Genomic DNA, 26,779 nt, shown 5'->3' with positions numbered 1-26,779 from the left:
CTTATGGATTGACTTCGGCGAGGCGGCACTGGCTTTCCGGTGCATCGAGGCCGAGGCTGTCGAGTTCGCTGGCGGGGTGCAGGAAGCCTTCCTGCGGCGAGGTGCTGACCAGCGCGCGCGGCTGCACCAGCGGGATGGACTGGCGCAGCTGGCCGTCCCAGGGGCGGAAGCCGAGCTTGTAGCCCTTGAAGCCGTCCAGCGGCAGGTCGGGGGACAGCGACAGCTTGCGGATCGCCATCGGGTCGGCGTCCCGCAGCCGCGTCACGGCGCTGGCGATGCTGCGCACGGCGATCCAGGCGGCGAAGTCGCGATCGTTCATCCAGCGTCCGGCATGTTCCTCGAACCGCTTCTGCAACTGCGCGGCGCCGTAGGTTTCCACGGTCTTGTGCCAGCCGGTGGCGACCAGCCCCTGGGTACCTGCCACCGGGCGCGGCAGCCAGGTGTTGTAGGGCACGTATTCGCCGAAGTCGCCGTGCTCGTCGGCCACCAGCACGGCGTCGTAGTCCTCGCTGGACTGAGTGAACAGGGCCATGTCGGCCTGGGCGCTGCGACGCTGGTCGTTGTCGAAGGTGAAGGGCTTTTCCTCGACGATCTTCGCGCCGAAGCGCTTGGCCGAACGGCGCAGGGCGGTGGCGTACAAGGCGTCTTCCGGACGTTGGCCGACGATCAGCAGCCAGCGCGTCCACTTGCGCAGCACCAGGAACTGGGTGAGGGCATCGGTCAGCATCAACCGGCTGGGCAGGGTGTGCAGCACGTTCACCGCGCACTGGCTGGCGCGCAGCTCGTCATCGGCGGCGCCGGCGTTGAACAGCAGGCTGTCCGGCAGCGCGGCGGCCAGTTGGCGCAGGGTGTCGGCGGGAGCGTTGACCACGAACAGGCGCAAGCCGGCGTCGTGCAGACGCTGGGCCTCGGTGAGCAGTTTTTCCGGGGTGTCGGTGCTGGCGGCTTGCAGGCTGTAGCGGTGCTTGAGGAAGCGCCCGGTGCTGTTGCTGTCGGTGATTGCCAGCTCCGCGCCGCGCAGGCCTGCGTCGGTAGGTTCCGGGATGACGTTGGACAGCAGCGGGCCGGGGTCGGGTGTGTAGCCCAGGTAGCCGATGCGGACTTCCAGCGCGGGAGCTTCTTCGGCGCGGGCGTCGAGACCGAAGGCAGCGGCGCACGCAACAGCCAGCAGATAGGCCAAGCCGTGCAGGACGAACTGGCGCATGGGACGACTCCTTTCTGGTTCTTGTGCGGCCAGCATAGGAAGCGTCAGGGGTGCAGAAAATATGCAGAAAGTACCGGTTGGGGCAGTACCAAGGTAGTAGGTTGCGCGCCGCGCCCGCGTCCTAGGATGGCGCTACAAGAACCAGAAGAGGAGCGTCGCCATGCGTATCGCCGTCACTCTCGTCCTGCCGATCCTGCTGATGCTCAGCCTGTTCGGCTTCGACTTCCTCTACACCCGCAACGGCTACCTGCCGGCGGCGGAACTGCGTGCGCCCATGGCCCCGGTGGGTTGCGTCACGACCTGTCGCGGCGCGCCCTAGGTCTCCGCCTTCAGCGCTTGTAGAGGATCACCGCCGCGCGCAGCTTGCTGCGGCCGAAGCGGCTCATCTGCTCGAACTCCGCGTGGCTCACCGGGATGTGCTGGCAGTCCAGCGGTTCGCGGTGCTGGCTGTGGTCGACGTCGGGGTCGTGCAGGTAGATGAAGTCCTCGTCACAATCGGTGACCACCACCCAGTGCGGCGCCTTGGAGCGGGTCAGCCGGTAGCTGCTGATCAGCACCAGCGGCTGGCCGCCGGCTTCCAGCGCGCCCTCGATATCCAGCTGGTTGACCAGCAATTGCTCGACATCGCATTGCGCCAGCTCGGCGCTGAAGTCCTCATGGACCAGGCGCATTACCTCGCGTTTTTCTTCGCTGCGCACGCCATCGAGGAACAGCGGGCCGTCTTCCGACAGCAACAGGCGCACGCGGAAGCCCCGGCGCAGCGCCGCCAGCGCCAGCCCTTGCGGGCTGCAGCCGCCGTGGCCGGCGGTCATGTAGATGGTGGTCGCCTCGCGCCACAGGCGCAGCTCCTCGCGGCGCTCCAGGCGGCGCTTGGGCTCCAGTGCGCCCATGGCCATCAGCAGCGCCGAGGGGCCGCAGGTGAACTCGGTGGTCTGCCGGTAGTAAGGCACGTGGCGGTGGGTGCGCTCGTTGATGTGGCGGATGCGCTTTTCGAAGCGCAGGGCTTCGCTATGGTCTTCGTAGTAGTCGCGCACCGTGGCGAACGGGCGGTAGCCGTTGCGCTCGTAGAGGGCGATGGCGCCACGGTTGTCGGGGCGCACTTCCAGGCGCAGGTAGGCGCAGTCGTTCTCCAGCGCCTCGGCCTCGGCGCGGTCCAGCAGCTTCTGGCCCAGGCCGATGCCGCGGGCGCGTTCGTCCACGGCAATGGAATACAGGCGCGCCAGCGAGGTGCCCTGGTGGAACAGCACCAGCGCGTAGCCCAGCAACTGGCCGTCGGATTCGGCGACGGTCAGGCTGGCGTGGGCGCGGGTGATCATCCACTGGAAGTTGCGGCGGGACAGGCGGTCGTGTTCGAAACAGCGGTTTTCCATCTCGACCAGGGCTTGCAGGTCGTCGGCTGAAGCGGCGCGGAACTGGAGTTTCATAGGGTAAGCATTCGTTAATCGGTGAGGGCGCACCTTGTTAGGTGCTGGCTGCGAACGGGCGTTGCGTCGTGCGGTCGAAGCTCAACCAGTATTGTCCCAGGGGCAGGGCGCGGCAAGCGCGCCAGCCAGCTTCGGAGGTGTCGTGAGCAAGCTGTTCATCATCGTGGAACGCAAGGAAGACTGGGCCTCCTACTATCCCAGCGAAGACGTGGTCAGCGCCCAGGAGTACCTGGAGATGCCCATCGACGACGACAACGGCAAGCGCGTGCAGGTAATCAACCTGTGTCGCAACTACAAGTACCTGGGCCACGGATATTACTGCTCGCTGCTGGCCGAAGCGCGCGGGCACAAGGTGATCCCGTCGGTGCGCAGCATCAGCGAGCTGGCGAAGAAATCGCTCTACAGCCTGGCGCTGGAAGACCTGGAGAAGACCCTCGACAAGGCGCTGGCCGACCACCCCTACGGCAGCACCGATGGCTTCACCCTGACGCTGTACTTCGGTCGCACCGACATCGAGCCGCTGCAGGACCTGGCGCGCCAGCTGTTCGAGGCGCTGCCGTGCCCGATGCTGCTGGTGGAGTTCCGCAAGAACCGGGGCTGGCATATCGAGGGCGTGAAGCCGGGGAACATCCACAAGCTGCGCGAGGACCAGGAGGAACAGTTCGCCAACGCGCTGGACGGCTTCAGCCGGCAGATCTGGCGCAAGCCGCGTTCGCGCAAGCAGTACCGCTACGACCTGGCGATCCTGCACGACCCGGAAGAAGCCTTCCCGCCGTCTGACCGCAAGGCGCTGAAGAACTTCATCCGCATCGGCCGCAGCCTGGGCATCGACGTCGAACTGATCGAAAAGAAGGACTACTCGCGCCTGGCGGAGTACGACGCCCTGCTGATCCGCGAGACCACCAGTGTCAGCGACCACACCTATCGCTTCGCCAAGAAGGCCGAGAGCGAGGGCATGGTGGTGATGGACGATCCGGTGTCGATCCTGCGCTGCACCAACAAGGTCTACCTCGCCGACCTGTTGCGCAGCCACAAGCTGGGCATGCCGGCCACCGAAATCCTCTACAAGGACAACCCGCAGGAGCTGGAGAAGGTCGGCGAGCGCCTGGGCTTCCCGCTGGTGCTGAAGATCCCCGACGGCAGTTTCTCCCGCGGCGTGATCAAGGTGGCCAACCAGGAGGAGCTGCTCAAGGCCAGTGCGGAACTGTTCGAGCGCTCGGTGCTGCTGCTCGCCCAGGAGTTTTTCTATACCGAATATGACTGGCGGATCGGCGTCTTGAACCAGAAACCCATATTCGCCTGCCAGTACTTCATGTCCAAGGGTCACTGGCAGATCTACGACCACAGCCCGGACGCCCAGGAAGTGAGCGGTGATTTCCGCACGATGGCGGTCCATGAGGCGCCGCGCAAGGTCGTGGAACTGGCGGTGAAAACCGCCAACCTGATCGGCGACGGGCTCTACGGCGTGGATTTGAAGCAGGCGGGGGACCGGGTGGTGGTCATCGAGGTGAACGACAACCCGAACATCGACTGTGGGGTAGAGGACGTCTACCTGGGGGACGATCTCTACAAGCTGGTGCTCGAAGAGTTCGTGCGGCGGCTGGAAGTCAAGCGGCGCGGTCGCGGGTGGTGAGATCGATTCGGCATTGACCTTATAGGAAAACGGTCAATGGGCTGCGTCAAGATATTGCTAGCGTTACAAATTGGAGCGCCAACCGACTGTTTTTTAAAGTTTTTCAAAATAATGGCGCCAAGGAAGGGAGCATGCTCGAGGCAGCCACGAATCTTCGTCGCCTGCTGGTGGTCGATCCGTGCGACGACTGCCGCAGGCTTTTACCCGGACTCCGGGCAGCAGGGTGGGAAGTAGACAGCTGCGAGCTGGATAACGCTGGCAATCGCGGTTGTGACGTCGGCCTGCTGCGCCTTCAACCCCGGCATCTCGAACGCCGGGAGTCCGTCAAGGAACTCATCAGCCGCAGCGGCACGGAGTGGATAGCCGTGCTCAGCCCGGACACTTTGCCGCTCAATGAAGTCGGCGATTTCGTCAGTGAGTGGTTCTTCGATTTCCATACCTTGCCCTTCGATGTGGCGCGGGTGCAGGTCACCCTCGGTCGCGCCTTCGGCATGGCCCGTCTGCGCGGGCGCGGCAGCGTACACAGCGACGAGCACGAGCACGAGCTGCTGGGTGAGAGTCGCGATGTGCGCGAGTTGCGCAAGCTGCTGGCGAAGTTCGCGCCGACCGAGTCTCCCGTGCTGATCCGCGGCGAGAGCGGCACCGGCAAGGAGCTGGTGGCGCGCACGTTGCACCGCCAGTCGCGGCGGGCAGTCCGGCCGTTCGTGGCGATCAACTGCGGGGCGATGCCCGAGGCGCTGATCCAGTCCGAGCTGTTCGGCCACGAGAAGGGCGCGTTCACCGGGGCGCACCAGCGCAAGATCGGGCGCTTCGAACAGGCCAACGGCGGCACGCTGTTCCTCGACGAGGTGGGCGACCTGCCGCTGGAGTTGCAGGCCAACCTGCTGCGGGTGCTGCAGGAGAAGCAGATCGAGCGTGTCGGCGGTAGCCAGCCGATCGATGTCGATGTGCGGGTACTGGCGGCGACCCACGTCGACCTGGAACAGGCGATCCGCGCCGGGTTGTTCCGCGAGGATCTCTACTACCGGCTCAATGTCCTGCAGGTGTCCACTTCGCCGCTGCGCGAGCGCAATGGCGACCTGGCGCTACTGGCCAATCATTTCGCCCACCTTTACAGCGTCGAGACCGGCCGCCGTCCGCGGCGCTTCTCGGACGATGCGCTGGCGGCGATGGCCGAGCACAGCTGGCCGGGTAACGTGCGCGAGCTGGCCAACCGGGTGCGGCGCGGCCTGGTACTGGCCGAAGGGCGACAGATCGAGGCCCGCGACCTGGGCCTGGAGCGGGAGAAGGGGCGCTCGGCGCATCTGCCGCTGGTGACCCTGGAGGAGTACAAGCTTGGCGCCGAGCGTCAGGCCATGTGCGATGCGCTGGCCCGGCACGGTGACAACCTCAGCGTGGCGGCGCGGATGCTGGGCATCTCGCGGCCGACTTTCTATCGCTTGTTGCACAAGCATCAGTTGCGCTAGGGCGGGGTGGCCGTAGTACTGAAGGAGCTCCGAGGGGCGCTCCTTCAGGTTGGCTCCGTGCCGGCATCTGTAGGCATTTCCGCTCACACCGATATCACAATGGCGCGCCAATGTAGGATGGCGTGGAGCGCAGCGATACCCATCGATCAAGCCCAAGCCACGGGGTCTGCAACGGCGGAGCAAAAGAAGCGCCGGCCCCGCCGGCGGATCGCGGGCATCAGAAGGCAGGCGCGGTCAACGCCTGCGGTGGCAGGAATGACAAAGGCCCCGAACAGGGGCCTTTGCGGTTGGACAGCCGAGCCGTCAGAAGTAATACGGGAATTTCACGCTGAAGCTGAAATCCGGCGCATCCGGCGAGATGCCGATGGACAGGTTCGGCACGATGGTCAGGTTGGGGCTCCACGCGTAGGTCAGGCCCCAGTTGAAGTACGCCGCGTTGGCGTCGCTGCCGGTGACGGTGGTCCAGTCGCCGCCGTCGGCCTTGATCTTGCTCTTCTGGGCGATCAGGTCGGAGAAGGAGAACGACATGCTGGTCTTCTCGTTGAGGGCGAAGGCAACGCCCGCACCGATCTGGAACCAGTCGCCGAGGTCGACCTTGCCCTTCTGCTTCACGCCCTGGGTGGGGCTGATGTCATCGAAGGACTCTTCGAAGTTGTAGGTGTAGGAGAAGCTGCCGAACAGCACGGCCGGGTCGACGGTCTTGACCAGCGAAATGCCGGGGGTGACCGACCAGACACCGTTGCCGGTAGGCAGGGACTCGGGCACGTTGAGGTTGTCGTTGTCCGAGGCGCGCTTGAGCTTGATGCCGTAGGGTTCCTTGCCGGTGGGGGCCTTGATCCTCAGGCTGACCACCGCGTCGGGGCGCGATTCGGTTTCGTCCATGAACTTGTAGGCGATGCCGACGTTGACGTCACCCAGGGTCGGGTCGCGGGTGACCTTCTCGTCAGTGGACTGCGCCGTGGAGTTGCCGGCGCCGGACGATTCGAAGGTGCTCTCGCGGTAAACCACGGGGGCGTTTATGTCGAACTGCCAGCGGTTGTTCCAGTTGTAGCGGCCGGTGAGGTCCAGGGTCCAGTTGTCGGCGTTGATGTTGTCCACGCCGATGTTGCCCAGGAAGATCGTATCCAGCGCCAGGAAGCCGTTGAGGATCAGCTGCTTGGCGTCGTAGTGGGTATAGGTGATGCCCGTCTCGAAGCTGAACGCGCCGTTGCCGAAGAAGCCGCTGGCTTCGTCGTAGAGGTTCTCCACGCTCTTGGGTGGGCTGGCGTCGTCCTTGAGCGACTCGCCGTAGGAGCTACCGCTGGAGGCAACGGTGTTGCCGGTTCCGGGCGGTGTCGGCTTGCCGGTGGAGGTGACCAGGCGCTTGGGCTGGGCGGGCGTGGCCGGAGCCTCCTCGACCTGCCTGACCCGTTGCTCGAGCACCATCAGGGCCTTCTGCTGGGTCTCGTAGCGCTGCTTGAGTTCGAGCAGCTCCTGCTTCAACGTCTCCACCTCGGCTTCCGTCGCGGCGGCGGCGAAGGTCGAGGGGAGTAATGCGGATACACAGATTGCAGTTCCTAGCGTTAGCGATCGGTGCATGGCGCGCTGTCCTTCTTATAGGTTGGACCTCACAGTCGCACTGGAGCGTAGATCACATACCCATGGTGCGAAGCCCTTTGAGTTGGTCGAGATTGCAGTCCAGCGCTCCAGACGACGGAAGGTTGTTTTTGAGTACCACACTGAGCTGTGCCAGGTTGTTGACGGCATTATTTCCACCCACCATCTGCGCGGCCTGGAGCAGGCCGCCGGCGGCGAGTTGCTGCATGGCGGCGCCCTGGCCGTTGGCGTTGATCGCCATCTGCACGCCGCCGTTGCTCGGTGACACGCTGACGGTGCCGGCCGCATTGCTGGCGGTGACAGGGGTGGCGTCCAGTGGCGTGCCCTGTGGGGCTGCTACCGGCGGGGCCTGGTTGGCTTCCTTCACGTCGATGCTGACGTTGTTGGAAGCGGTGTTGTAATCACCCGCGGCGCGAACGCTCTGGGTGACGCCCTGGGTCTGGTTGAGTCCGGCGCCACCGGTGACGGTACCGGTGCCTGCGGCCGGTGCCGCGCCGCTGCCTTTCTCGTCGATGGTGGTGACGTAGAACTGCGGCTTGATGGTGGACTCCTGGATCTGCATGCTGACCTTGGCGCCGATGTTGTCGCCCACGGCGTTCTTCCAGGTACTGCTCATGACGATGCCGAAGCTGATGACCCGGCCCGGCATCACGTATTTGCCGCGCAGCTGGGCCAGCTCATGATCCTTCAGTTCGATCGGCTTGAAGACACTTTCCGCCTGGACCGGCAGGCAGGCCACTATGCAGGTGGCGGCAAGCAGCGGGATCACTTTCATTAGGGTTCTCCCCGGAAGGATTCCTGCCTTCCATTCTTGTGCGGTCTCAGAGGAAGTCGCTCTGGATGAAACCGAATTCCATGAGCTCTGCATCCTTGACCGGGCTGAACGCATTGATTCGGTCCCTGGCCGTCAGTGGGTCGGGCGGGTTCATCAGGGCGTTGGCCTGTTCGTAGCCCGGACCGATGACGGCGAAGATGATGCCGTTCCAGCCTTTGAGAAAATCTTCCTGGGTGAAGCGCTTGTGGCCCAGCACCGGGTCGCCGATGTAGACGTAGCCTTTATAGGCACGCTGCATCACGACGAAGTGTTTGTAGCCACGGATATCCATCAGCACTATCACCGGGATCGTCAGCTTCTCCAGAGACGCCGGCGGGATTCGGTACCCGCGTGCGCGCATGCCGATGCCTTCGAGATACGTCTTCATGTCGAGCATCGAAAAGCCCTGCGTGCGCACCAGGTCCGGGTCGGCCCGGACGAGCATCCCCTTGATCACGAATTCCTCGTCCACGTCCAGCGCATAGGCCTGGCGGAGGATCGTCGCCAGCGCGGCGGCGCCGCAGCTGAAGTCGGTCTTCTGCTGGACCAGGTTGCTGAACTTGCGCTCGCGGATGCTCTCGACGTGCTTGTAGGCCATCGACCCGCCGGGAAGGATGGCGAAGGGGAGTTGCGCGGCCTGCGTCGTGAGGCTGAAGAGGGCGAGCAAAAGCAGGGCGGACGTACGCATGATCGTGACGCCTTGGGGTGGCCTTAGGAGAAGGAGGCTCCGTCGCCGGAGCCTCCAGGTGCTACGCCAGTTCGCTTACAGGCAGGATTTGCAGCCTGCGGCGATGGACAGCGAGTTGCTCTGCTGGTTGCCTACGCCAGCCGCAACGTTCGCGCCCAGGTTGCCCGAGACGTTGTTGAGCGAGTTGTTGATGGAGGCATCGTTGCGCACCGGGTCTTTCCAGCCGGTGGGGATCAGCACCTGATAGGTCGCCTGGCCTCTCAGGTCAACAGTGCCAGCTTCGACGAAGAACAGCGGATCCTTGTCGGTTTTGCTGCCACCGCTGTGACGGCTGTCGTCATGACCGCCACGGCCCGACTCGTCGACCACGTAGCCTGCGCCTGCGCCCTTGTAGGTGCCATGGGCGCTGAAGGTGGAGCGCAAGGTTTCCTTCTCGTAAGTCAGGAAGGCCACGTTGCCCACGGTGTTGCCACTGGAGGTCTGGGTGGCGCCACTGTAGGAGTCAGCACTACGACCACCGGACACGGCGGCTGCCATGTCGTTTTTCTGCTGGTTGTAGTTGCCCGAGGCGATGTTGATGCCGATGTTCCCTGAGGAGTTGCTGCCGGAGTTGTTCAGCGACGCCTTGTTGGTGGTGGAGAAGTTCCAGGCCTGGTTGTCCGTGTTGTTCTGGGTCACTTCAGTCGACGCATAGGCGGTACCGAAGATGAACTTCTCATCGGCAGTCGCCAGGGCGGCAGCGTTGGCCTGTTGGTTCATGTCGCCAGCGGCGACGTTGACGCCCACGTTGCCGGATGCGTTCCCCAACGATCCGTCGACTGTCGCGTTGTTCTTGGTGCCCATGTTCACCACGGTGTTGTCGCTGCTCTCCTGGGTGTCTTCCACCGTGGCGCTGGCGCCTGCATCGATCCGCGGGTCCTTGTAGGGATCGTACGGAGGCTTGGGTTGCTGGTGATGATGGCCATGGTTGTCGTGATGGCCACGACCCCGGTCGTTGTCGCGATTATCTGCTTGCACTGCTACAGCCATGACCGCTGCAACAGCGAAAACCAGAGGCTTCAGAGCCATTCTTGGTTTCATGGTGTATCTCCTTTGCTTTGTTTGGCGTGTTTAGTGTTATTGGAGTTGGCTTGGGTCAATCCGCGACCCGGATGCTCAGGGTGTTGGCAATGCGATTGCCGACCCCGGCGCTCTGGCTCATCTGGACGACACCTCGGCTGCCGGCAAAGGCCTGGTCGCTGGTGACGACCTGCCGGCTACCCGTGGTGGAGTCCTTCGAGCCTGAGTTCACTGGCAGCGCGACGTTCTGCTGGGAAAGCACGCTGTCATCGACGCTCTGCGGAATGGCGCTGACGCTGATCCGCATGGCGTTCACTTGCTGGTTGGCAGCCCCGGCGGCCTGGTTCACGCCCAGTGCGCCGTTGCCGTTGGTGAAGGCGTTGCCGGTGATGCTGGCGGACGCGGCCTGGTTGAGGTCGACGCTGGCGTTGACCGCCTGGCGGAACTGGGTGGTGGCCTGGGCATTGCTGCCGATGGCGATGGCGCGGCCGTTGGCCTGTTGCTGGGAGTCACCGGCGGCCTGGTTCACGCTGGCGACGCCGCGGTAGTTGCGCACGGCGCTGTCGATGCTGGCGTTGTTGACCGTCGAAGGATCAGCGGCCAGGGCCGTGAAGCTGCAGAGCAGGAGTGGAAGAGCGAGCAGGCGGGCGTTCATCTCAGCGGTCCCCCGTCAGCATGCGCAGGGGCGAGAGCCCCTGCTGGACGGTGCGGTTCACCGAGTTGGAGATGCCGGCGCCGCCGCCAGCCGCGCCAGCCCCCAGGCCGTTGCCGTTGAGGGTCTGGTTGGCGCCGTTGTCCATGCCCACCAGTTGGCCGCCGGGCAGGATGTGCCGCTGCAGGCTGGAGCCGCTGGTGACGCCGGCGAAATCGCTGTCGCTCAGTTCGGCATTGCCGGTCTGGCGCACGATCTGGTCGGAGATGTTCGGGTTGACGGTGATCGGGTTCGGGTCGGGAATGTCGGTCGGCCGGGTGGCAACGCGCGGTTGCACCTGGCGCTGCAGGACGATGGTGCCGTCGCCGGCTTGTGCGAGCGGACACAACGGGACGCTGGCCGCGCCGCAAGCGAGCGTGACGAGAATGCCGACTATCCGTGAGTCGATGGTCCCCATGATGGCGGTTCCTTCTTGGTGCGCTGAGCCCTAACCAGCGGTACCAAGGTGGAGCAGGGGCCGTGCCGCTTTTAATCAGCTATTGAGAATCAATGACATGGCGTAAGGCCATGTGAGCCATCACGGAGCGGATGTCTCGGCGCTGATACAGGACGTTCGTACGAAAGCCGCGCGCGGGCCCTAGCACGCGGCCCGTATCACGGGAGAGGCGGATTCTGTTGCGCGGCTGATACACAACTTTGGGTGGGAAGGCCCGAAGCAGGGCCCGTCAGCGTTTGCGGCGTGTCGAGTGTTTCGCGTCGTTAACAGAATCGGGTCGCTTGTAGACTTTCTGGTACTTGAGTACAGCAGGCTTTTCAATGAATTAGGCATTTTGCATGATGGCGCGAACCCGTCCGGATTGCGGTTGTCTGCATCTTCCTGGCGACGAAAGGCGGCTCATTCTTGCTGAAGTGCCAACGCTTCCTCTGCCCGCGCTGCGCAAGAGAAATTTTTGTGAATTTCGTAGCGATCTGCGGGCAATGCATTAGCATGCCGACGCCGCTGCGGCGCTCACGCGCCAGGAGCAGGCAGCGGGATAAAACCATTAGAAACGTGCGAGCCAGCGTGCCTCGCGGGGGACAGTAGTATGGATCTGTGGAGCGCCTTTCAGGCCTTCATTCTTGGCGTGGTCGAGGGGCTTACCGAGTTCCTGCCGATCTCCAGTACCGGCCACCAGATCATCGTGGCGGACCTCATCGGATTTGGCGGTGAGCGTGCCGAAGCCTTCAACATCATCATCCAGCTGGCCGCCATCCTGGCGGTGGTCTGGGAGTTCCGCCGCAAGATCCTCGAGATCGTCTGCGGCCTGCCCACCCAGCGCAAGGCGCAGCGCTTCACCATCAACCTGCTGATCGCCTTCTTCCCGGCGGTGATCCTGGGCGTGGCCTTCGCCGACTACATCCACCACTACCTGTTCAACCCGATCACCGTGGCCGTGGCCCTGGTGGTGGGCGGCGTGATCATGCTCTGGGCGGAGAAACGCCAGCACGTGGTCCACGCCGAGACCGTCGACGACATGACCTGGAAGGAAGCGCTGAAGGTCGGCTGCTGCCAGTGCCTGGCGCTGATTCCGGGCACCTCGCGCTCCGGCGCCACCATCATCGGCGGCCTGCTGTTCGGCCTGTCGCGCAAGGCAGCTACCGAGTTCTCCTTCTTCCTGGCCATGCCGACCATGGTGGGGGCCGCGGTCTACTCCGGCTACAAGTACCGTGACATCTTCCAGCCCTCGGACCTGCCGGTCTTCGCCATCGGCTTCGTCACCTCCTTCATTTTCGCGATGATCGCCGTGCGCGGCCTGCTCAAGTTCATCGCCAACCACAGCTATGCGGCCTTCGCCTGGTACCGTATCGTGTTCGGCCTGCTGATCCTGGCGACCTGGCAGTTCGCCCTGATCGACTGGAGCAGCGTCAAACCCTGATCCGATAGTGAGTGAACGTGGAAAAGAACGGCACCATCAGCCGCTGGGACGATGACAAGGGCTTCGGCTTCATCCGCCCCCAGGCCGGCGGCAAGGAAGTCTTCCTGCACATCTCCGACTTCCGTGGCGACCGCCGCCCGGAAGCGGGTGATCAGGTCCGTTACGTCGAAGGCACCGGCAAGGACGGCCGTCCCCGCGCCGATCATGCCCGCCTTGCCGGGCTGGCCATCGATACCCCGGCGATTCGCCGCAAGCCCGCCGCGACAGCCACCCGCGAGCGCGCTCGCAGTGGCCGTGAAGTCGCCTTCCCCAGTGCGCCAAAGCGCTCTCTGGGCAAGGCGCTGGCAGTCCTCGGCGTGCTGCTCGCGTTGCCCGTCATCGGCTCGGTGCTCTGGCTGAAGGAGGCCTACTTCGTCTGGTTCCTGCTGCTCTATCCGGTCTTCAGCGTCCTGGCCTTTTTCGCTTACTGGCGTGACAAGCGCAGCGCCGAGCGCAACGACTGGCGTACTCCCGAACAGAGCCTGCACCTGCTGGAGCTGCTCGGCGGCTGGCCGGGTGCTTTCCTTGCCCAGCAGGTGTTTCGCCACAAGACCCGCAAGCTGTCCTTCCAGCTGGTGTTCTGGGCCATCGTCGTGCTGCACCAGCTGTTCTGGATCGACTGGCTCAGTGGCGGCCGGCTGCTGAACTGGATCGGCGCACTCATGGGTCTGGGCGTCAACCTCGCGTAATCGGCGATCCCATTCAGGGACTAGCCCGGCGTCAGACCGGCCAGTCGTCCTTCGAGAAGCCTTCCTGCAGATAGTCGAGCAGCGCCCGCACCGCCGGAAGGATGCCGCGCCGGTGCGGGTATACCGCCTGCAGGTAGGCCTCCGGCTCGCTCCAGGCGGGGAGCACGCGCACCAGCCGGCCATCCTCCAGCTCCTCGGTGCAGTAGTGCAGCGGCAGGAGCGTCACGCCCAGTCCCGCCAGCGCCACATTCTTGCGCAGGTTGAAGTCTTCCACCGCCAGACGCGCCTCCAGGGCCACTTCCTTCACCTCGCCCTGTGGGCCGGTCAGCTTCATGTGCACGCGGCGATCGTTGTCGATGGCGCCAAGGACGGGCAGGGCGGCCAGGTCCTCCGGCGCACGCAGCTTGACGCCCTTGAGCAGTGACGGCGCGGCCACCAGCGCAGTCTTCGCCAGGCGCAGGCGCCGCGAGATCAGCGACAGGTCCTCATCCCCCGGTGCCCGCACGCGCAGTGCGACGTCGATGCTTTCATTGAGCAGGTCGACGCGGCGGTTGGTCAGCATCAGCTCGAGGTTCACCTGCGGATAGGCCGCGAGGAAGCCGGGCAGCATCTCGTTCAAAGAGGTTTCCGCCAGCGCCACCGGGCACGACAGGCGCACTCGCCCGCGCGGCTCCGCGCTCAATTGCGCCGCGACTTCATCCGCCATCTCGGCTTCCACCAGCATCGCCTGACAGTGCCGGTAATAGCGTTCGCCCAGGTCGGTGAGCGCGAGTTTGCGGGTCGTGCGCTGCAGCAGACGCACATCCAGGCGCGCTTCCAGTTCGGCTACACGCCGCGACAGGCGCGACTTCGGCAGACCCAGCAGGCGCCCGGCGGCCGCGAAGCCGCCGGCTTCCACCACCTTGGCGAAGTAGAAGAGGTCATTGAGGTCCTGCATTGTATTGTCCTGCTGGTGAGACGAATCATTGCATTTTTGCCGACTTATCGAAGATTGGCTACATGCGTAGTCTTGCCTTCAACGACGAATTCCTCCGCCAACCCACTTGGCACCTTTCCTGGAGAACACACATGAAACTGCTGCACATCGACTCGAGCATCCTCGGCGACAACTCCACTTCCCGCCAACTGAGCGCCGAACTGGTTGCTGCCTGGGCCGCCGCTGAGCCGGGCGTCGAAGTCACCTACCGTGACCTGGCCGCCGACGCCATCAGCCACCTGTCCTCCGCCAGCCTGGTTGCCGCCGGCACCCCGGCCGAACTGCGCGACGCTGCCCAGAAGCATGAAGCCGCGCTGGGCGAGCAGAGCATCGAGGAGTTCCTCGGCGCAGACGCCATCGTCATCGGTGCACCGATGTACAACTTCTCCATCCCCAGCCAGCTGAAGGCCTGGATCGACCGTATCGCCGTCGCCGGCAAGACCTTCCGCTACACCGAGAACGGCCCGGAAGGCCTGGCAGGCGGCAAGAAAGTGATCATCGTCTCCACTGCGGGCGGCATCCACGCCGGCCAGCCGACTGGCATCGCCCACGAGAGCTACCTGGAGCTGGTGCTGAACTTCCTCGGCATTACCGACATCGAGGTCGTTCGTGCTGAGGGCCTTGCCTACGGTGACGAGCCGCGCCGCAACGCCATCGCAGGCGCCCAGGCGAGCATCGCCAGCCAGTTCGCCGCCGCCTGATCGCTGCCATCAGAAGAAAAAGCCCCGCCGATGCGGGGCTTTTTTGTGCCCGGTCGGTACCGCCTGTCTGCGGGCACGGAGCGAGTCCCACTGGCGCGTACTATGCAGAGGTTCCCTCCAGGCGGCGTCCGACGGCCTCTGTACTCACCAGCAAGCCTCGTGGCGCCTGATCCGGAGACAAATCGGAGCGAACTGCACCATGGCGAGGCGCGTGTTCTGGTTCCTGCTGCTCGTTACCTTCAGTACCGCGAGTTGGGCGGCACAGGGCTGGAACGTGGGTTTTCACCGCCTGCAGGTGAGCGACCCGCTGGACCAGCAGCCGATGAAGGCCATCGCCTTCTACCCCACGCGCGCGCCCGAACAGCCCCTGCACCTGGGTAATTTCATCCTCGACGTCGCCTACGAGGGGCAGACCGCCAACGGCCGCTTCCCGCTGCTGGTGATGTCCCACGGCAACTACGGCACGCCGCTGGCCCACCGCGACCTGATCGCGGCGCTGGTGCGCAAGGGCTTCGTGGTGGTGACCTTGCTGCACCCCGGCGACAACCTGCATGACCACAGCCGCCTGGGCGCCAAGAGCAACCTCTACGGGCGGCCGCTGCAGGTGTCGGAAACCCTCAGTGCCGCGCTGCTCGACCCCAAGGTCGCGGCCATTGCCGATCCGCGCAAGGTCGGGGTGATCGGCTATTCCGCGGGCGGTGAAACGGCGCTGATCCTGGCCGGCGCCCAGCCGCGCCTGGAGCGGCTGATCAAGTATTGCCAGGAGCGCCCGGACGACGCCGACGCCTGCAGCGAGAAGGGCGAGGTGCGTGCCGATCGCAACGACCTGGTGCCCATGGCCGATCCGCGCATCGGCGCCTTGCTCCTGCTCGCGCCGCTGAGCCTGATGTATGGCGTCCATGAGCTGGAAGATGTGCAGGTGCCGGTGCTGCTCTACACCGGCAACGATGACCAGATCCTCGACTGGAAGAAGAATGCCGGCGCGCTGGCTCGCAAACTGCCGCAGCAGGCGGATCTGCGGGTGCTGGATGGGGCAGGGCACTTCGTCTTCATGTCGCCCTGTTCGGAGGAGGAGGTGGAAGCTACCCCGGACCTGTGCACCGACACCCAGCACCTGGATCGCAAGGCCATCCACCGTGACCTCGCGGCCTCGGCGGCGGAGTTCTTCGACGTCAGCCTGGGCAGTGCGACGATGCAGACGTCGGGGCGCTGATCCCCCGCGATGCGCCCCCTCCTGCAGGAGCGGCCACGTCCGCGCCTGCCGAGAAACACCCAAGAAAAAGCCCCGCGCTTGGCGGGGCTTTTTCATTGCATCAAGGCAGTGATCAGACGATCACGCCCTGGCTGCGCAGGTAGTCATCGTAGGTGCCGCTGAAGTCGGTCACGCCGTTTTCCGACAGCTCGATGATGCGGGTGGCCAGGGAGGACACGAACTCGCGGTCATGGCTGACGAAGATCAGGGTGCCCGGATAGTTTTCCAGCGCCAGGTTGAGCGACTCGATGGACTCCATGTCCAGGTGGTTGGTCGGCTCGTCCATCACCAGCACGTTGGGGCGCTTGAGGATCAGCTTGCCGAATAGCATGCGGCCCTGTTCACCACCGGAAATCACCTTCACCGACTTCTTGATGTCGTCGTTGGAGAACAGCATGCGGCCGAGGGTGCCGCGCACCAGTTGCTCGCCGCCCTGGGTCCACTGGGCCATCCAGTCGAACAGGTTGTAGTCGTCCTCGAAGTCCTCGGCGTGGTCCTGGGCGAAGTAGCCCACGTCCGCGCTGTCGGTCCACTTCACTTCACCGGCGGTGGGCGCCATCTCGCCGACCAGGGTGCGCAGCAGGGTGGTCTTGCCGATGCCGTTCGGGCCGATGATCGCGATGCGCTCGCCAGCTTCCACCTGCATGCTCAGGTTCTTGAACAGCGAGCCGCCGTCGAAGCCCTGGCTGACCTTTTCCAGGGTCACCGCCTGGCGGTGCAGCTTCTTGTGCTGCTCGAAGCGGATGAACGGGCTGACGCGGCTGGACGGCTTGACCTCTTCCAGCTGGATCTTGTCGATCTGGCGCGCACGGCTGGTGGCCTGCTTGGCCTTGGAGGCGTTGGCCGAGAAGCGGCTGACGAAGGTCTGCAGCTCGGCGATCTGGGCTTTCTTCTTGGCGTTGTCCGACAGCAGGCGCTCGCGGGCCTGTTCGGCCGCGGTCATGTACTCGTCGTAGTTGCCCGGGAACAGGCGCAGCTCGCCGTAGTCCAGGTCCGCCATGTGGGTGCAGACGCTGTTGAGGAAGTGACGGTCGTGGGAAATGATGATCATGGTGCTGTTACGCGCCGTGATGATGTTTTCCAGCCAGCGGATGGTGTTGATGTCCAGGTGGTTGGTCGGTTCGTCGAGCAGCAGCAGGTCCGGATCGGAGAACAGCGCCTGTGCCAGCAGCACGCGCAGCTTCCAGCCCGGAGCGACGGCGCTCATCGGGCCGAAGTGCTGGTCCAGCGGAATGCCCAGGCCCAGCAGCAGCTCGCCGGCGCGGGATTCGGCGGTGTAGCCGTCGAACTCGGCGAACTGGACTTCCAGTTCGGCCACGGCCATGCCGTCTTCTTCGCTCATCTCCGGCAGGGAGTAGATGCGATCGCGCTCGGCCTTGACCTTCCACAGTTCCTCGTGGCCCATGATCACGGTGTCGATCACGCTGAAGTCTTCATAGGCGAACTGGTCCTGGCGCAGCTTGCCCAGGCGTACGCCGTTTTCCAGCATTACCTGGCCGCCGGAAGGCTCCAGCTCACCGCCGAGGATCTTCATGAAGGTGGACTTGCCACAACCGTTGGCGCCGATCAGGCCGTAGCGGTTGCCGTTGCCGAACTTGACGGAAACGTTTTCGAACAGCGGCTTGGCGCCAAACTGCATGGTGATATTGGCGGTGGAAATCAACTGACTGACCCTTGGCTGGACATGGTGCGCGCCGGGCGCGGACGGCGCGGGCGGGCAGGGAAGGCATGCGCTGTCGAAGAAGGCCGACAGGCGCCTGGCAAAGCCGCTCATTATGCCACAGCCGGGCCTGCGCTGCATGCTTTGCCGCTGCAGCGCCCGTGATGCGGGCGTATGGCGAGATCAGACAGTTGAAACCCTCCATGGTCCTGCATCAGAATTCGGTGTTCAGAATTCTGGTGGGGGCTGTATGAAAATCCTAAACGCTCAACATTCGCTCAGGCATTACCTGGAGCAGGTCAGCGGCAAGCTGATTACCGTGGTCTCGGCCTCCGCCAGTGAAACCGAGTCACTGATCGAAACCCTGGTGGAGAAGGGCAATAGCCTCGATCTGCTGGTGGGCACCATCAACTCGTTCAGCTCGCCGGACTTCATCGACTACTGCGTCCGCGATGCCGGCGCCAGCGTCACCCTGCACGTCGACTTCCGCGCGCAGAACAGCGTGCACTGGAAGCTGATCCTGATCGAGCCGGACGTGGTCGTGCTGGGTAGCGCCAACTTCACCGAAATCGGCCTGAGCCTCACCCGTGACACCTGCACCGTGATCCAGGACGCGGCGCTCTACGCCGAGTACCTGGCGCGCGTGGCCGAGATCAAGGGCATGGAAGGCGTGGTGCTGGGTGAGGATTCGCCGGCTTTCGACGAGCAGCTGGAGGAATACCGCCAGAGTCACCGCCGCGTGCAGGCCAGCCTCGCGCGCAGTGCGCAATACCTGGACGGCGAGAGCTGGCTGGGCGACGAGACCAACCAGAGCATCCCGCTGTTCATCTGGTACAGCGACCATTCCGACGACTCCGAGGAGAAGGCCGAAGCCTTCCTGCATGCCAGCAGCGATGGCGTGGACTGGGACGACGTGCGCGAGTTCTTCACCTATGAGTGCGCCGAAGGCGTGCTGCCCTACGAAGAGGGCGACATGGTGCTGACCGCACGCTGCAACGGCACGCACATCGGCTTCTACACCTTCGACCGCATCCTCTACCGCGACGGCACCTACTACATCTACTCCTACCGCAAGAAGCGCTACACCCAGCCGTTCAAGCTGGAGGACGCCAAGGAGCGCCTGAAGGACGTGATCCCGGAGTGGTACGAAGAAATGCGGACTTCGCTCAATCGCCACGACATCAATAGTGTGGTGCGCTAAGCAGCCATTCATCGGCGCACAGCCTGCGACCCGACGGTCGCGCGCTGTGCGACTTGGCATTCTGCACGATGATGGCTAGCATCCTGCCAATATCTCGACGTCGCATGCTGCAGTTGCGTGAGTCCGTCAGAAACCTGTCAGGAGGCAATGGATCATGCCGCAACTTCCCCCCGATGAAGTCCCCGTCCGCCGCCGCATGCGCTGGCATTGGCGACTGCTGACGCTGAAGATCTACATCCTCTCGGTGTTCCTGCTGGCCTGCATGCTGGGCGGCAGTGCGATGCTGTTCCTCAACGTGCTCAATGACACGCTCGAACCGGCCCAGCGCCTGGGCTCCTTCGTGGCCGGCGCGCTGATCCTGCTGCTGTGCTTCCACATCCTGCGCATGGCGCTGCCGCCGATGCCCTGGCTGCACAGACGCCGCTCTCTGGAGTGAACCGCCTGCCTGGAAAGAAAGGCGCCGGAATGAAAAACGCCCCGTGGCAGCGATGCCACGGGGCGTTTTCCTTCGAGCCTGATCAGATCATCAGAAGATGTTGACCGGGTACTCGACGAAGACGCGCACTTCGTTGCCGTCGTCGTTGTAGGAGCGGGCGTCGTTGGACACACGCAGCCAGGAACCGCGCAGCTTGACCGACAGGTCCTTGGCCGGGCCGCTCGGCACGACGTACTTCAGCTGGTTGAAGATTTCGCGCTCTTTGCCGTTGCTGGTCTCGGCGGTCTTGATGTTGTCGCCGTAGACGTAGGCCACGGTGTAGCTCAGGCCCGGTACGCCGTACTCGGAGAAGTCCAGGCTGTAGCTGCCCTGCCAGGAACGCTCGTCTTCACCGTTGAAGTCCGACCAGTAGGAGTTGGCCAGCCAGATGGTGGTGCCGCCGTCGCCCAGGCCGCCCTGGTTCTGGTACCAGCCGTAGTTGTAGCCGGAATCACCGTTGTTGCGCTGGTGCGCGATCATGAAGGTGTGGACGCCGATGTTGTAGGCGGCCGACAGGCTCCAGATGGTGTTCTTGGTGCCGTCGATGCCGTTGTCGGAAGCGAAGTCTTCGTTCACACGGGTGCGGTAGCCGTTGAAGTCCAGGGTCAGGGACTGCTTGTCGGCCACCGGGATGACGTAGTTCAGGTTCATGTACTGCTTGCGAGCGACGTCTTCGCTCTCGTAGCCGTACAGCGAGCCGCTGAAGTTGTCGGTGAACTTGTAGCTGCCGCCGAACACGTCGATGCGCTTCAGGCCGCCGCTGTCACGCCCTTCGGCGCTCTTGCGGGTTTCCGAGGTGAAGCGGCCGACGTTCAGCTCCAGGCCTTCGATCTCCTTGGAGGTGATCAGGGTGCCGGTGAAGCTTTCCGGCAGCAGGCGGGAGTTGTCGTAGCTGAGGATCGGCAGGGCCGGCATCTGGTCACCGTACTTGATCACGGTGTTGGAGAAGCGAGCCTTCACTGCACCACCGGCGCGGGCCAGGTCGTTGGCAGCTTCGCCGCTGTCGCCCTGCTTGAAGAAGTCGATGCCGGCAGCGCCGCTCTTGCCCTGGCCACCGTCCAGACGCAGGGCGTACATGCCGAACGCGTCAACGCCGAAGCCTACGGTGCCCTGGGTGAAGCCGGAGGTGAAGGTCGCGGTGGCGGCCTGGCCCCACTCGGCCTTGTCGTCACGACCGTGCTTGTAGTCGCGGTTCATGTAGGCGTTGCGGAAGAACAGGTCCAGGTGGCTGTCTTCGGTGAAGCCCTTGGCGGTGGACTGGTCTTCGGCCATGGCGGCGGTCGACGCGAGGATCCCCAGTGCGAGCAGACTGATCCGGTGGTTCAGCATCATGATTTCCTTAATGGTGCAGCGCCAGCGAACAGAAAGAAAAAAGCTCTCCGCCCCGAAGTGCGTGATCGGGGTAGGTGGAGTCCTGTGCTGGCATATTCTTTTGGTTGTATTCGGGGCGTGGTCGCCCCGGCGCCGCGGGATGATAGCAGAGGTTCGAACTTTTTCGTCCAGCCTCTGTCATGCTCTCGTCATGATTACCTGATCAGCGGTTTTGGCCGCCGGATCGCGGCGGCTCGCGGGGGATGGGCGAAGTCGCGGCAGATTGCCGCGTGACTGGCTCAGCGAGCAAACGAGCGCTGGAACAGCCAGAGGCTGAGGATCAGTCCGCTGAATGCTGCGAGTGCGGCGCAGAGGAAGATCGAACCGAAGCCGAAGCCGTTGGCGACGGCACCCATCAGTGGCCCGGTAATACCCAGGGATACATCGATGAACAGCGAATAGGCGCCCAGTGCGGCACCCCGGCTTGAAGCGGGCACCAGGCCCACGGCTTCCACGCCCAGCGCGGGGAACACCAGGGAGAAACCGAAGCCTGTCAGCGCTGCGCCGGCGAGTGCGATCCAGGGCGTCGGGGCGCTCCACAGCAGGAGCAGGCCGAGGCTTTCCACCGACAGGCAGGCGATAGCGACACGGAAGCCACCGTGACGATTGATGGCATTGGCGAACAGCAGTCGTGCGCCGATGAAGCAGCCGCCGAAGGCGGTCAGGCAGTAGACCGCATCTTTCCAGCCGAGGCTGGCGTAATAGAGCGTGATGAAGGTGGCGATGGTGCCGAAGCCGATGCCGCCCAGTGCCAGGCCCATGCCGTGGGGCAATACCCGGCCGAGCACGTGGTGGAAAGGCATCCGCTCGCCATGCACCAGAGCGGCGGCACGCTTGGGCCAGGCCAGGGCGAAGCCGAGCGCAGCCAGCAGGACCACACTGCCGCCCAGGCTGGCCAGCCCGAGCTGGCCGACCATCAGCACGCCCAGCGGCGCGCCGATGGCCAGGGCGCCATAGCTGGCGATGCCGTTCCAGGAAATGACTTTTGCCGTGTTCGCCGCGCCCACGCGGTCGATGCCCCAGGCGATCGAGGCGCTGCCGACCAGACTTTCCGAGGTGCCCAGCACCAGGCGCGCGACCATCAGCAGGCCGAGACTGAGCAATGGCAGGCCCTGCATCGCCCAGGAGCCGAGCATCAGCGCACCGCTGCCGGCGCAGCCGACCATGCCGTAGAGCACGGCGCGCTTGGGGCCGAGGGTGTCGATGACTTTGCCGGCGTACGGGCGGGTGAGGAGGGTGGCCAGGTACTGGATGCTGATGACCAGGCCGGCCATCACCGAGCCGAAGCCCAGGTCGCTGTGCACGTAGCCGGGCAGCACGGCCAGCGGGATGCCGATGGTCAGGTAGGCGATGAAGGTGAAAAGGACGACGGACACCACTTGCAGGGTGGTGGACGAGGACGGGCGGGAATCGGCGGACATCTGCTGCGGTTCGGTACGGCGAGTGGTCCTACATGATGGACCGCGTGTGGCGTGTAGGAAAGCTAGCTAACGAACTACCTGAAATATCCTCCGTCCGTAGGGCGAATGGTGCGTCCGCGTTATCCGCCGTTGTTTGGGGCGGCGGATAACCTGTTCCAGGTTATCCGCCCTACGCAGGCACCTTCAGTTGCCGACTTATTGTAGGAGCGGGTCATGCCCGCGATCGCGCGCATGGCGCTCTCCTACAGGAAACAATGGGGTCAGACTCGGCGGAACAGGGTGGGGTAATCGATCACCAGGCCATCGTCATCCACGCTCAACAGCGCCCTGAAATCGGTGCCTTCGAGGTTCTCGTACAGATAGTGATGGGAATCGACCCGTGTATAGCCCTGGCGCATCCGTGCCGGCTTGAGCTTCGGAGCCTCCAGGTAGACCACCGCCAGCTCGCGGCGCTCGCCGTCGGCCAGGTGCAGGCGGCGGATGGGGAAGGTATTGGTGAAGGGCGACGGCCAGATGTCGATGTCCACGCAGCCCTCCAGGTCTTTCAGTGACACGCCCTCAGCGTTCTGCCAGTGGCCTTCGCCATCGGTCAGCAGGTGCAACTGATGCGTGCCGTGTGCGCTTTCCACGCTGAAAAGCGCTTCCCGCAGACGCCATTGGTCGTCCCAATCCAGCTGGTAATCGAGCTGATAGGACGGCCCGCCCGCTTCATCGATGGCACGCAACTGGCTCTCGGCGCGCAGCTCGCCCAGTTGCAGCGATTCCCAGCTGGCCGTCGGCGCGTGCCAGATGCCTTCCCAGTCGAGCGTGCGCATCAGGAAGTCTCCAGCACGAGGCCCAGGCGTTGGCGCTTGGGCAGGCGGGCGACCACCAGCTGGTGCGAGCGGATCAGCGCTTCGCGCAATTCGGCGTCGCCCATGGGGTAGGGGCGTTGCATGGAAATCCAGAAGGCTCGCGCCAGATAGGGCGCCGGGCGGATGCCGGGACGGTCGACGTAGCCCAGGAACAGCTCCGGGCCGACCTTGAAGGCCAGAGCGCCGTGGCCGCTGTCGAGAAAGTCGAGGATGGCGAACATCTTGTTGCCGGCCACCGAGAACACGCGGTTGCTGCCCCACTTGATGTCTTCGCGGGCGCCGGGAAGTTCCAGGCAGAAGCGGGCGATCTGTTGCGGCGTCATGGGCGTGCGTTCCTTCGGTCAGGCGCGGCCTTGCTCAGTCACGGAAATAGACTTCGACCAGATGGTAGCCGAACTGGCTTTTGACCGGCCCATGAACCACGCCGACCGGCTTCCTGAAGATCACCTGGTCGATGCTGCGGACCATCTGTCCGGGGCGAACCTCGCCCAGGTCGCCACCGCGCTTGCCGGAAGCGCAGGTGGAATGCTTGCGCGCCAGGGCGGCAAAGTCCTCGCCCTTGGCCAGGCGCTGCTTGATCTGCTCGGCTTCGGCGGAGGTCTTGACCAGGATGTGGCGGGCCATGGCGACGGGCATTGGTTGGGTCCTTGAATGAAAGCGTCTGGGCGGCATTGTACGGCAGCAGTGACACAGGTCGCATTTCGCGATGGGTTGCATTGTCTGGCGCAGGAGCGCTCCATAGAGTCAATAAGCCAATTCTTATTTATAGGACGCTGCTTACAGACGGCGTCCGCCGCCACCTTGCGTACGGATGCAGTTCAATGGATATCCAAGCGATGCTCAAGATCCTGGCCACCCAGGATGGTTCGGATCTTTACCTCTCCACCGGTGCTCCGCCTTGCGCCAAGTTCAATGGGGTGCTCAAGCCCCTGACCAACGAACCGATGAAGGCCGGCGACGTCGCCCGCATCGGCTACGGGCTGATGGACGAGGAGCAGCGCGCGGAGTTCGACCGTGAGCTGGAGATGAACCTGGCGATTTCCGTCGCCGGCGTCGGACGCTTCCGTATCAACCTGTTCAAGCAGCGCAACGAAGTGTCCATCGTGGCGCGGAACATCAAGCTGGATATCCCGCTGTTCGCCGACCTGAACCTGCCCGAAGTGCTGCTCAAGGTGGTGATGGAGAAGCGTGGCCTGGTGCTCTTCGTCGGCGGCACCGGCTCGGGCAAGTCCACCTCCCTGGCGGCGTTGATCGACCACCGCAACCGTAACAGCGGCGGCCACATCATCACCATCGAAGACCCCATCGAGTACGTGCACCGGCACCGCAAGTCGATCATCAACCAGCGTGAGGTGGGCGTGGACACCCGCAGCTTCCATGCCGCGCTGAAGAACACCCTGCGCCAGGCGCCGGACGTGATCCTGATCGGCGAGATCCGCGACCGCGAGACCATGGAGCACGCCCTGGCCTTCGCCGACACCGGCCACCTGGCAATCTCCACCCTGCACGCGAACAACGCCAACCAGGCGCTGGACCGCATCATCAACTTCTTCCCCGAAGAGCGCCGGCCGCAGCTGCTCAACGACCTGGGCAACAACCTCAAGGCCTTCGTCTCCCAGCGCCTGGTGCGCACCCAGGACGGCAAGCGTCGCGCGGCGGTGGAGGTGCTGCTGGGTACGGCGACCATCAGCGACATCATCAAGCGCGGTGATTTCAGCTCGATCAAGGAAATCATGGACAAATCCCGTGCCCTCGGCATGCAGACCTTCGACCAGGCGTTGTTCGACCTCGCGGTGGAAGGGGCGATTACCGAGGAGGAAGCGGTGAAGAACGCCGACTCGGCGAACAACCTGCGTCTGAAGCTCAAGCTCTACAAGGACAACCCGGGCAGCGTCGGCAGCGCTGCCACGCCTGCGGCGGCCAAACCCGTTGCGCCAGCACCGGCACCGGTTGCCGCTCCGGCAGCGGCGCAGCCGGTAGAGGCTTCCAGCTGGGGGCTGGAGCTGGCCCTGGAGGAGATCGAGGCGGAAGACGCGGAGAAGCCGGCAGGCCAATAAGCCGCCAACCGAACGGAAAAAGCCCCGGTATGCCGGGGCTTTTTCATGGGCGATGGATGCTCCTGCAGGGCCGACGTCTGTTCGCGAGTGCCCGATTCAACTTTGGCGCCGGGAGTATCGGCGGGGCTCACCGTTTCGTAGGGCGAATAACGCGTCAGCGTTATCCGCCGCGAATGGCTCGGCGGATGACCTGTTCCAGGTTATGCGCCCTACGGTTGGTGATTGATGGGTAGCTACAGCAGCGACAGCGGATAACTGATGATCAGCCGGTTCTCGTCAAAGCTGTTGGTGCTGCCCCAGTCGCGGCGCATGGTGGAGTTGCGCCACTTGATGTTCAGCGTCCTGAAGGTGCCGCTCTGCACGGTGTACGCCAGCTCGCTCTCGCGACCCCATTCACTGCCGTCGTCGGTGCTGGCGTTGTGTACGTTGCGGCCCTGGATGTAGCGGTTCATCAGGGTCAGGCCGGGAACGCCGAAAGCGGCAAAGTCATAGTCATGGCGCAACTGCCAGGAACGCTCCTTCGCGCTCTCGTAGCTGGCGTTGAAGCTGTCGTTGGCCAGGGTGCCGCCGCTGGTGCCGTTGACGCGGAACCACTCGTCCTCGCCCATGACCTTCTGCAGGCCGAGATAGAAAGTGCTCGCACCGTACCTGGCCGAGAACAGCCCGGAGAAGGTGCGGTTGTCCAGGTCGCCGGCACGGGCGCTGCCGTCCTCCTTGCCCCAGAAGTAGCCGATATTCGCACCGAGCACCCAGTCGCCCAGTGGCTGGCTGTGCTGCAGTTGCAGGTACTGCTGCTGGTAGATGTCCTTCAGCTGGGCATTCCACAGGCCGATCAGAGTGCGGTCGCCGTTGAAGCGGTATTCGCCGCCGGCAAAGTTGAAGCGGTCGGAGGTGAAGGCGGGGCGGTTGAACAGCGACAGGTCTTCCATGCTTGCGTCATTGCGCGGGCTGTTCTGGCGGAACTGGCCGCCATAGAGGGTCAGGCCGTCGATTTCCTTCGAGGTGACCTGCGCGCCCTGGAAGGTCTGCGGCAGCGATCGCCCGTCGTCCGAGCGCAGGATCGGCAGCACCACCATCCATTCACCGGCCTTGAATTCGGTCTTCGATACCTTGGCCTTGCCGGCGACCGCCAGGCGCCCGAAGTCGTCGGCGGGGCGGCCGTCGTCGTGGGTCGGCAAAAGCTGGGTGCCGGCCGTGCCCTTGCCGCCGTCGAGCTTCAGGCTGTACAGCCCGAGCACGTCCAGGCCGAATCCGACGGTGCCCTGGGTGTAGCCGGAGCGGGCGTCGAGGATGAAGCTCTGGGTCCATTCCTCTGCCTTGTCCTGCCGGGCATCACCGACGTAGTTGCGGTTCATGTAGAAGTTGCGCAGCAGCAGGCTGGTCTTGGCGTCCTCGAGAAAACCGCCGTCCTCGGCATGGGCCAGGACGGGCAGGGCGGGTAGCAGGCAGGCGCTGATGGTGAGGTGGGGCAGGTGGCGGAGCATGGGTGTTCCCTCGGCATTCTTGTCTTTGTTCAGGGCGAACGGAGTCCTCCGCGCGGCTCTGTCGGGAGCGGCGGATGGAGGTTCAAGGCGGTCAGCGAGCGCGGATCAGGCGATCAGCCAGGCGCGACGGAAATGCGAGGGTGAGGG

Annotated in this window: 26 protein-coding genes; 10 read left to right on the top strand and 16 right to left on the bottom strand. The window is 64.2% G+C overall.

The genetic code is table 11. The features are described 5' to 3' along the window. Window position 1 precedes the first annotated feature (1 nt). On the bottom strand, window positions 2-1,204 hold the full coding sequence (locus IB255_RS18805; protein WP_192210672.1) for an ABC transporter substrate-binding protein: 1,203 nt from the start codon (window positions 1,202-1,204) through the stop codon (window positions 2-4). Window positions 1,205-1,364: 160 nt separating this feature from the next. Between IB255_RS18805 and IB255_RS18800 the strand changes: the two genes are divergently transcribed. Next, window positions 1,365-1,523, top strand: a complete 159-nt coding sequence (locus IB255_RS18800) for a hypothetical protein (RefSeq protein ID WP_192210671.1) — start codon at window positions 1,365-1,367, stop codon at window positions 1,521-1,523. Window positions 1,524-1,533: 10 nt separating this feature from the next. Here IB255_RS18800 and IB255_RS18795 read toward each other — a convergent pair whose 3' ends face one another. Then, a complete protein-coding gene (locus IB255_RS18795) occupies window positions 1,534-2,628 on the bottom strand; it encodes a GNAT family N-acetyltransferase/peptidase C39 family protein (protein ID WP_192210670.1) in 1,095 nt (364 codons plus the stop codon). Window positions 2,629-2,770: 142 nt separating this feature from the next. On the opposite strand from IB255_RS18795, the gene IB255_RS18790 reads away from it, so the two are divergent. Together IB255_RS18790 and IB255_RS18785 are read left to right on the top strand one after the other, a co-directional pair. Continuing rightward, window positions 2,771-4,261 (top strand): RimK family protein, encoded by a 1,491-nt coding sequence (locus tag IB255_RS18790; RefSeq protein ID WP_138215605.1) that lies wholly within the window; start codon window positions 2,771-2,773, stop codon window positions 4,259-4,261. 131 nt (window positions 4,262-4,392) lie between these two features. Beyond that, entirely contained in the window at window positions 4,393-5,727 is a 1,335-nt protein-coding gene (locus IB255_RS18785; protein ID WP_081519827.1) for a sigma-54 dependent transcriptional regulator, read from the top strand. A 303-nt stretch (window positions 5,728-6,030) separates the two neighbouring features. On the opposite strand, the gene IB255_RS18780 is transcribed toward IB255_RS18785, so the two are convergent. The 6 genes from IB255_RS18780 to IB255_RS18755 form a co-directional block, all read right to left on the bottom strand. Continuing rightward, window positions 6,031-7,305 carry a hypothetical protein gene (locus tag IB255_RS18780; RefSeq protein WP_192210669.1) on the bottom strand — a complete coding sequence of 425 codons (1,275 nt, stop codon included), beginning with the start codon at window positions 7,303-7,305 and terminating at the stop codon, window positions 6,031-6,033. A 52-nt stretch (window positions 7,306-7,357) separates the two neighbouring features. Continuing rightward, window positions 7,358-8,098, bottom strand: a complete 741-nt coding sequence (locus IB255_RS18775) for a hypothetical protein (RefSeq protein WP_081519829.1) — start codon at window positions 8,096-8,098, stop codon at window positions 7,358-7,360. 46 nt (window positions 8,099-8,144) lie between these two features. Next, complete coding sequence (locus IB255_RS18770; protein ID WP_045217496.1) at window positions 8,145-8,825, bottom strand: C39 family peptidase; 681 nt, start codon at window positions 8,823-8,825, stop codon at window positions 8,145-8,147. A gap of 75 nt (window positions 8,826-8,900) precedes the next feature. Further along, entirely contained in the window at window positions 8,901-9,905 is a 1,005-nt protein-coding gene (locus tag IB255_RS18765; protein WP_151187039.1) for a heme utilization protein, read from the bottom strand. Between the two features lie 55 nt (window positions 9,906-9,960). Next, window positions 9,961-10,539 carry an adhesin gene (locus IB255_RS18760; protein ID WP_081519831.1) on the bottom strand — a complete coding sequence of 193 codons (579 nt, stop codon included), beginning with the start codon at window positions 10,537-10,539 and terminating at the stop codon, window positions 9,961-9,963. Between the two features lies 1 nt (window position 10,540). Beyond that, window positions 10,541-10,993, bottom strand: coding sequence for a hypothetical protein (locus IB255_RS18755; RefSeq protein WP_081519832.1), 453 nt, complete (start codon window positions 10,991-10,993; stop codon window positions 10,541-10,543). 628 nt (window positions 10,994-11,621) lie between these two features. Between IB255_RS18755 and IB255_RS18750 the strand changes: the two genes are divergently transcribed. Together IB255_RS18750 and IB255_RS18745 are read left to right on the top strand one after the other, a co-directional pair. Continuing rightward, on the top strand, window positions 11,622-12,452 hold the full coding sequence (locus IB255_RS18750) for an undecaprenyl-diphosphate phosphatase (RefSeq protein ID WP_081519833.1): 831 nt from the start codon (window positions 11,622-11,624) through the stop codon (window positions 12,450-12,452). Window positions 12,453-12,469: 17 nt separating this feature from the next. Beyond that, window positions 12,470-13,180, top strand: coding sequence for a DUF1294 domain-containing protein (locus IB255_RS18745; RefSeq protein WP_192210668.1), 711 nt, complete (start codon window positions 12,470-12,472; stop codon window positions 13,178-13,180). Window positions 13,181-13,211: 31 nt separating this feature from the next. Here IB255_RS18745 and IB255_RS18740 read toward each other — a convergent pair whose 3' ends face one another. After that, on the bottom strand, window positions 13,212-14,117 hold the full coding sequence (locus IB255_RS18740; protein WP_045217489.1) for a LysR substrate-binding domain-containing protein: 906 nt from the start codon (window positions 14,115-14,117) through the stop codon (window positions 13,212-13,214). A 131-nt stretch (window positions 14,118-14,248) separates the two neighbouring features. Between IB255_RS18740 and IB255_RS18735 the strand changes: the two genes are divergently transcribed. Both IB255_RS18735 and IB255_RS18730 read left to right on the top strand, forming a co-directional pair. After that, window positions 14,249-14,857 carry an FMN-dependent NADH-azoreductase gene (locus IB255_RS18735; protein ID WP_081519835.1) on the top strand — a complete coding sequence of 203 codons (609 nt, stop codon included), beginning with the start codon at window positions 14,249-14,251 and terminating at the stop codon, window positions 14,855-14,857. Between the two features lie 199 nt (window positions 14,858-15,056). Beyond that, window positions 15,057-16,070, top strand: coding sequence for an alpha/beta hydrolase family protein (locus IB255_RS18730; protein WP_081519836.1), 1,014 nt, complete (start codon window positions 15,057-15,059; stop codon window positions 16,068-16,070). Between the two features lie 112 nt (window positions 16,071-16,182). Here IB255_RS18730 and IB255_RS18725 read toward each other — a convergent pair whose 3' ends face one another. Next, window positions 16,183-17,772, bottom strand: coding sequence for an ABC-F family ATPase (locus tag IB255_RS18725; protein WP_081519837.1), 1,590 nt, complete (start codon window positions 17,770-17,772; stop codon window positions 16,183-16,185). Window positions 17,773-18,019: 247 nt separating this feature from the next. Between IB255_RS18725 and IB255_RS18720 the strand changes: the two genes are divergently transcribed. Together IB255_RS18720 and IB255_RS18715 are read left to right on the top strand one after the other, a co-directional pair. Then, complete coding sequence (locus IB255_RS18720; protein WP_081519838.1) at window positions 18,020-18,970, top strand: phospholipase D-like domain-containing protein; 951 nt, start codon at window positions 18,020-18,022, stop codon at window positions 18,968-18,970. Between the two features lie 154 nt (window positions 18,971-19,124). After that, window positions 19,125-19,406, top strand: a complete 282-nt coding sequence (locus tag IB255_RS18715; RefSeq protein WP_081519839.1) for a hypothetical protein — start codon at window positions 19,125-19,127, stop codon at window positions 19,404-19,406. Window positions 19,407-19,496: 90 nt separating this feature from the next. Here the strand turns inward: IB255_RS18715 and IB255_RS18710 are convergent, their stop codons facing one another. From IB255_RS18710 to IB255_RS18690, 5 genes are all read right to left on the bottom strand, one after another. Continuing rightward, the gene (locus IB255_RS18710) at window positions 19,497-20,774 is read right to left on the bottom strand and encodes an OprD family porin (RefSeq protein WP_081519840.1); all 1,278 of its coding nucleotides are present in this window, start codon (window positions 20,772-20,774) and stop codon (window positions 19,497-19,499) included. A 281-nt stretch (window positions 20,775-21,055) separates the two neighbouring features. Further along, window positions 21,056-22,237, bottom strand: a complete 1,182-nt coding sequence (locus IB255_RS18705; RefSeq protein WP_192210667.1) for an MFS transporter — start codon at window positions 22,235-22,237, stop codon at window positions 21,056-21,058. A 260-nt stretch (window positions 22,238-22,497) separates the two neighbouring features. Continuing rightward, complete coding sequence (locus IB255_RS18700) at window positions 22,498-23,052, bottom strand: putative glycolipid-binding domain-containing protein (RefSeq protein ID WP_151187044.1); 555 nt, start codon at window positions 23,050-23,052, stop codon at window positions 22,498-22,500. Then, window positions 23,052-23,414, bottom strand: coding sequence for an MmcQ/YjbR family DNA-binding protein (locus tag IB255_RS18695; RefSeq protein WP_151187045.1), 363 nt, complete (start codon window positions 23,412-23,414; stop codon window positions 23,052-23,054). The genes IB255_RS18700 and IB255_RS18695 overlap by 1 nt, the downstream gene beginning before the upstream one ends. A 34-nt stretch (window positions 23,415-23,448) precedes the next feature. Beyond that, a complete protein-coding gene (locus IB255_RS18690; protein WP_081519844.1) occupies window positions 23,449-23,727 on the bottom strand; it encodes a peptidylprolyl isomerase in 279 nt (92 codons plus the stop codon). A 185-nt stretch (window positions 23,728-23,912) separates the two neighbouring features. Here IB255_RS18690 and IB255_RS18685 point away from each other — a divergent pair, with 185 nt between their 5' ends. Further along, on the top strand, window positions 23,913-25,148 hold the full coding sequence (locus IB255_RS18685; protein WP_192210666.1) for a PilT/PilU family type 4a pilus ATPase: 1,236 nt from the start codon (window positions 23,913-23,915) through the stop codon (window positions 25,146-25,148). A 233-nt stretch (window positions 25,149-25,381) separates the two neighbouring features. On the opposite strand, the gene IB255_RS18680 is transcribed toward IB255_RS18685, so the two are convergent. Next, window positions 25,382-26,632 (bottom strand): OprD family porin, encoded by a 1,251-nt coding sequence (locus IB255_RS18680; RefSeq protein WP_192210665.1) that lies wholly within the window; start codon window positions 26,630-26,632, stop codon window positions 25,382-25,384. Between the last annotated feature and the right edge of the window lie 147 nt (window positions 26,633-26,779).

It is taken from the genome of Pseudomonas sp. PDM22 (genome assembly GCF_014851965.1).
Classification (GTDB): Bacteria; Pseudomonadota; Gammaproteobacteria; order Pseudomonadales; family Pseudomonadaceae; genus Pseudomonas.
Note: the sequence above shows the minus strand (reverse complement) of the source record. Positions and strands in the feature narration are given on the sequence as shown.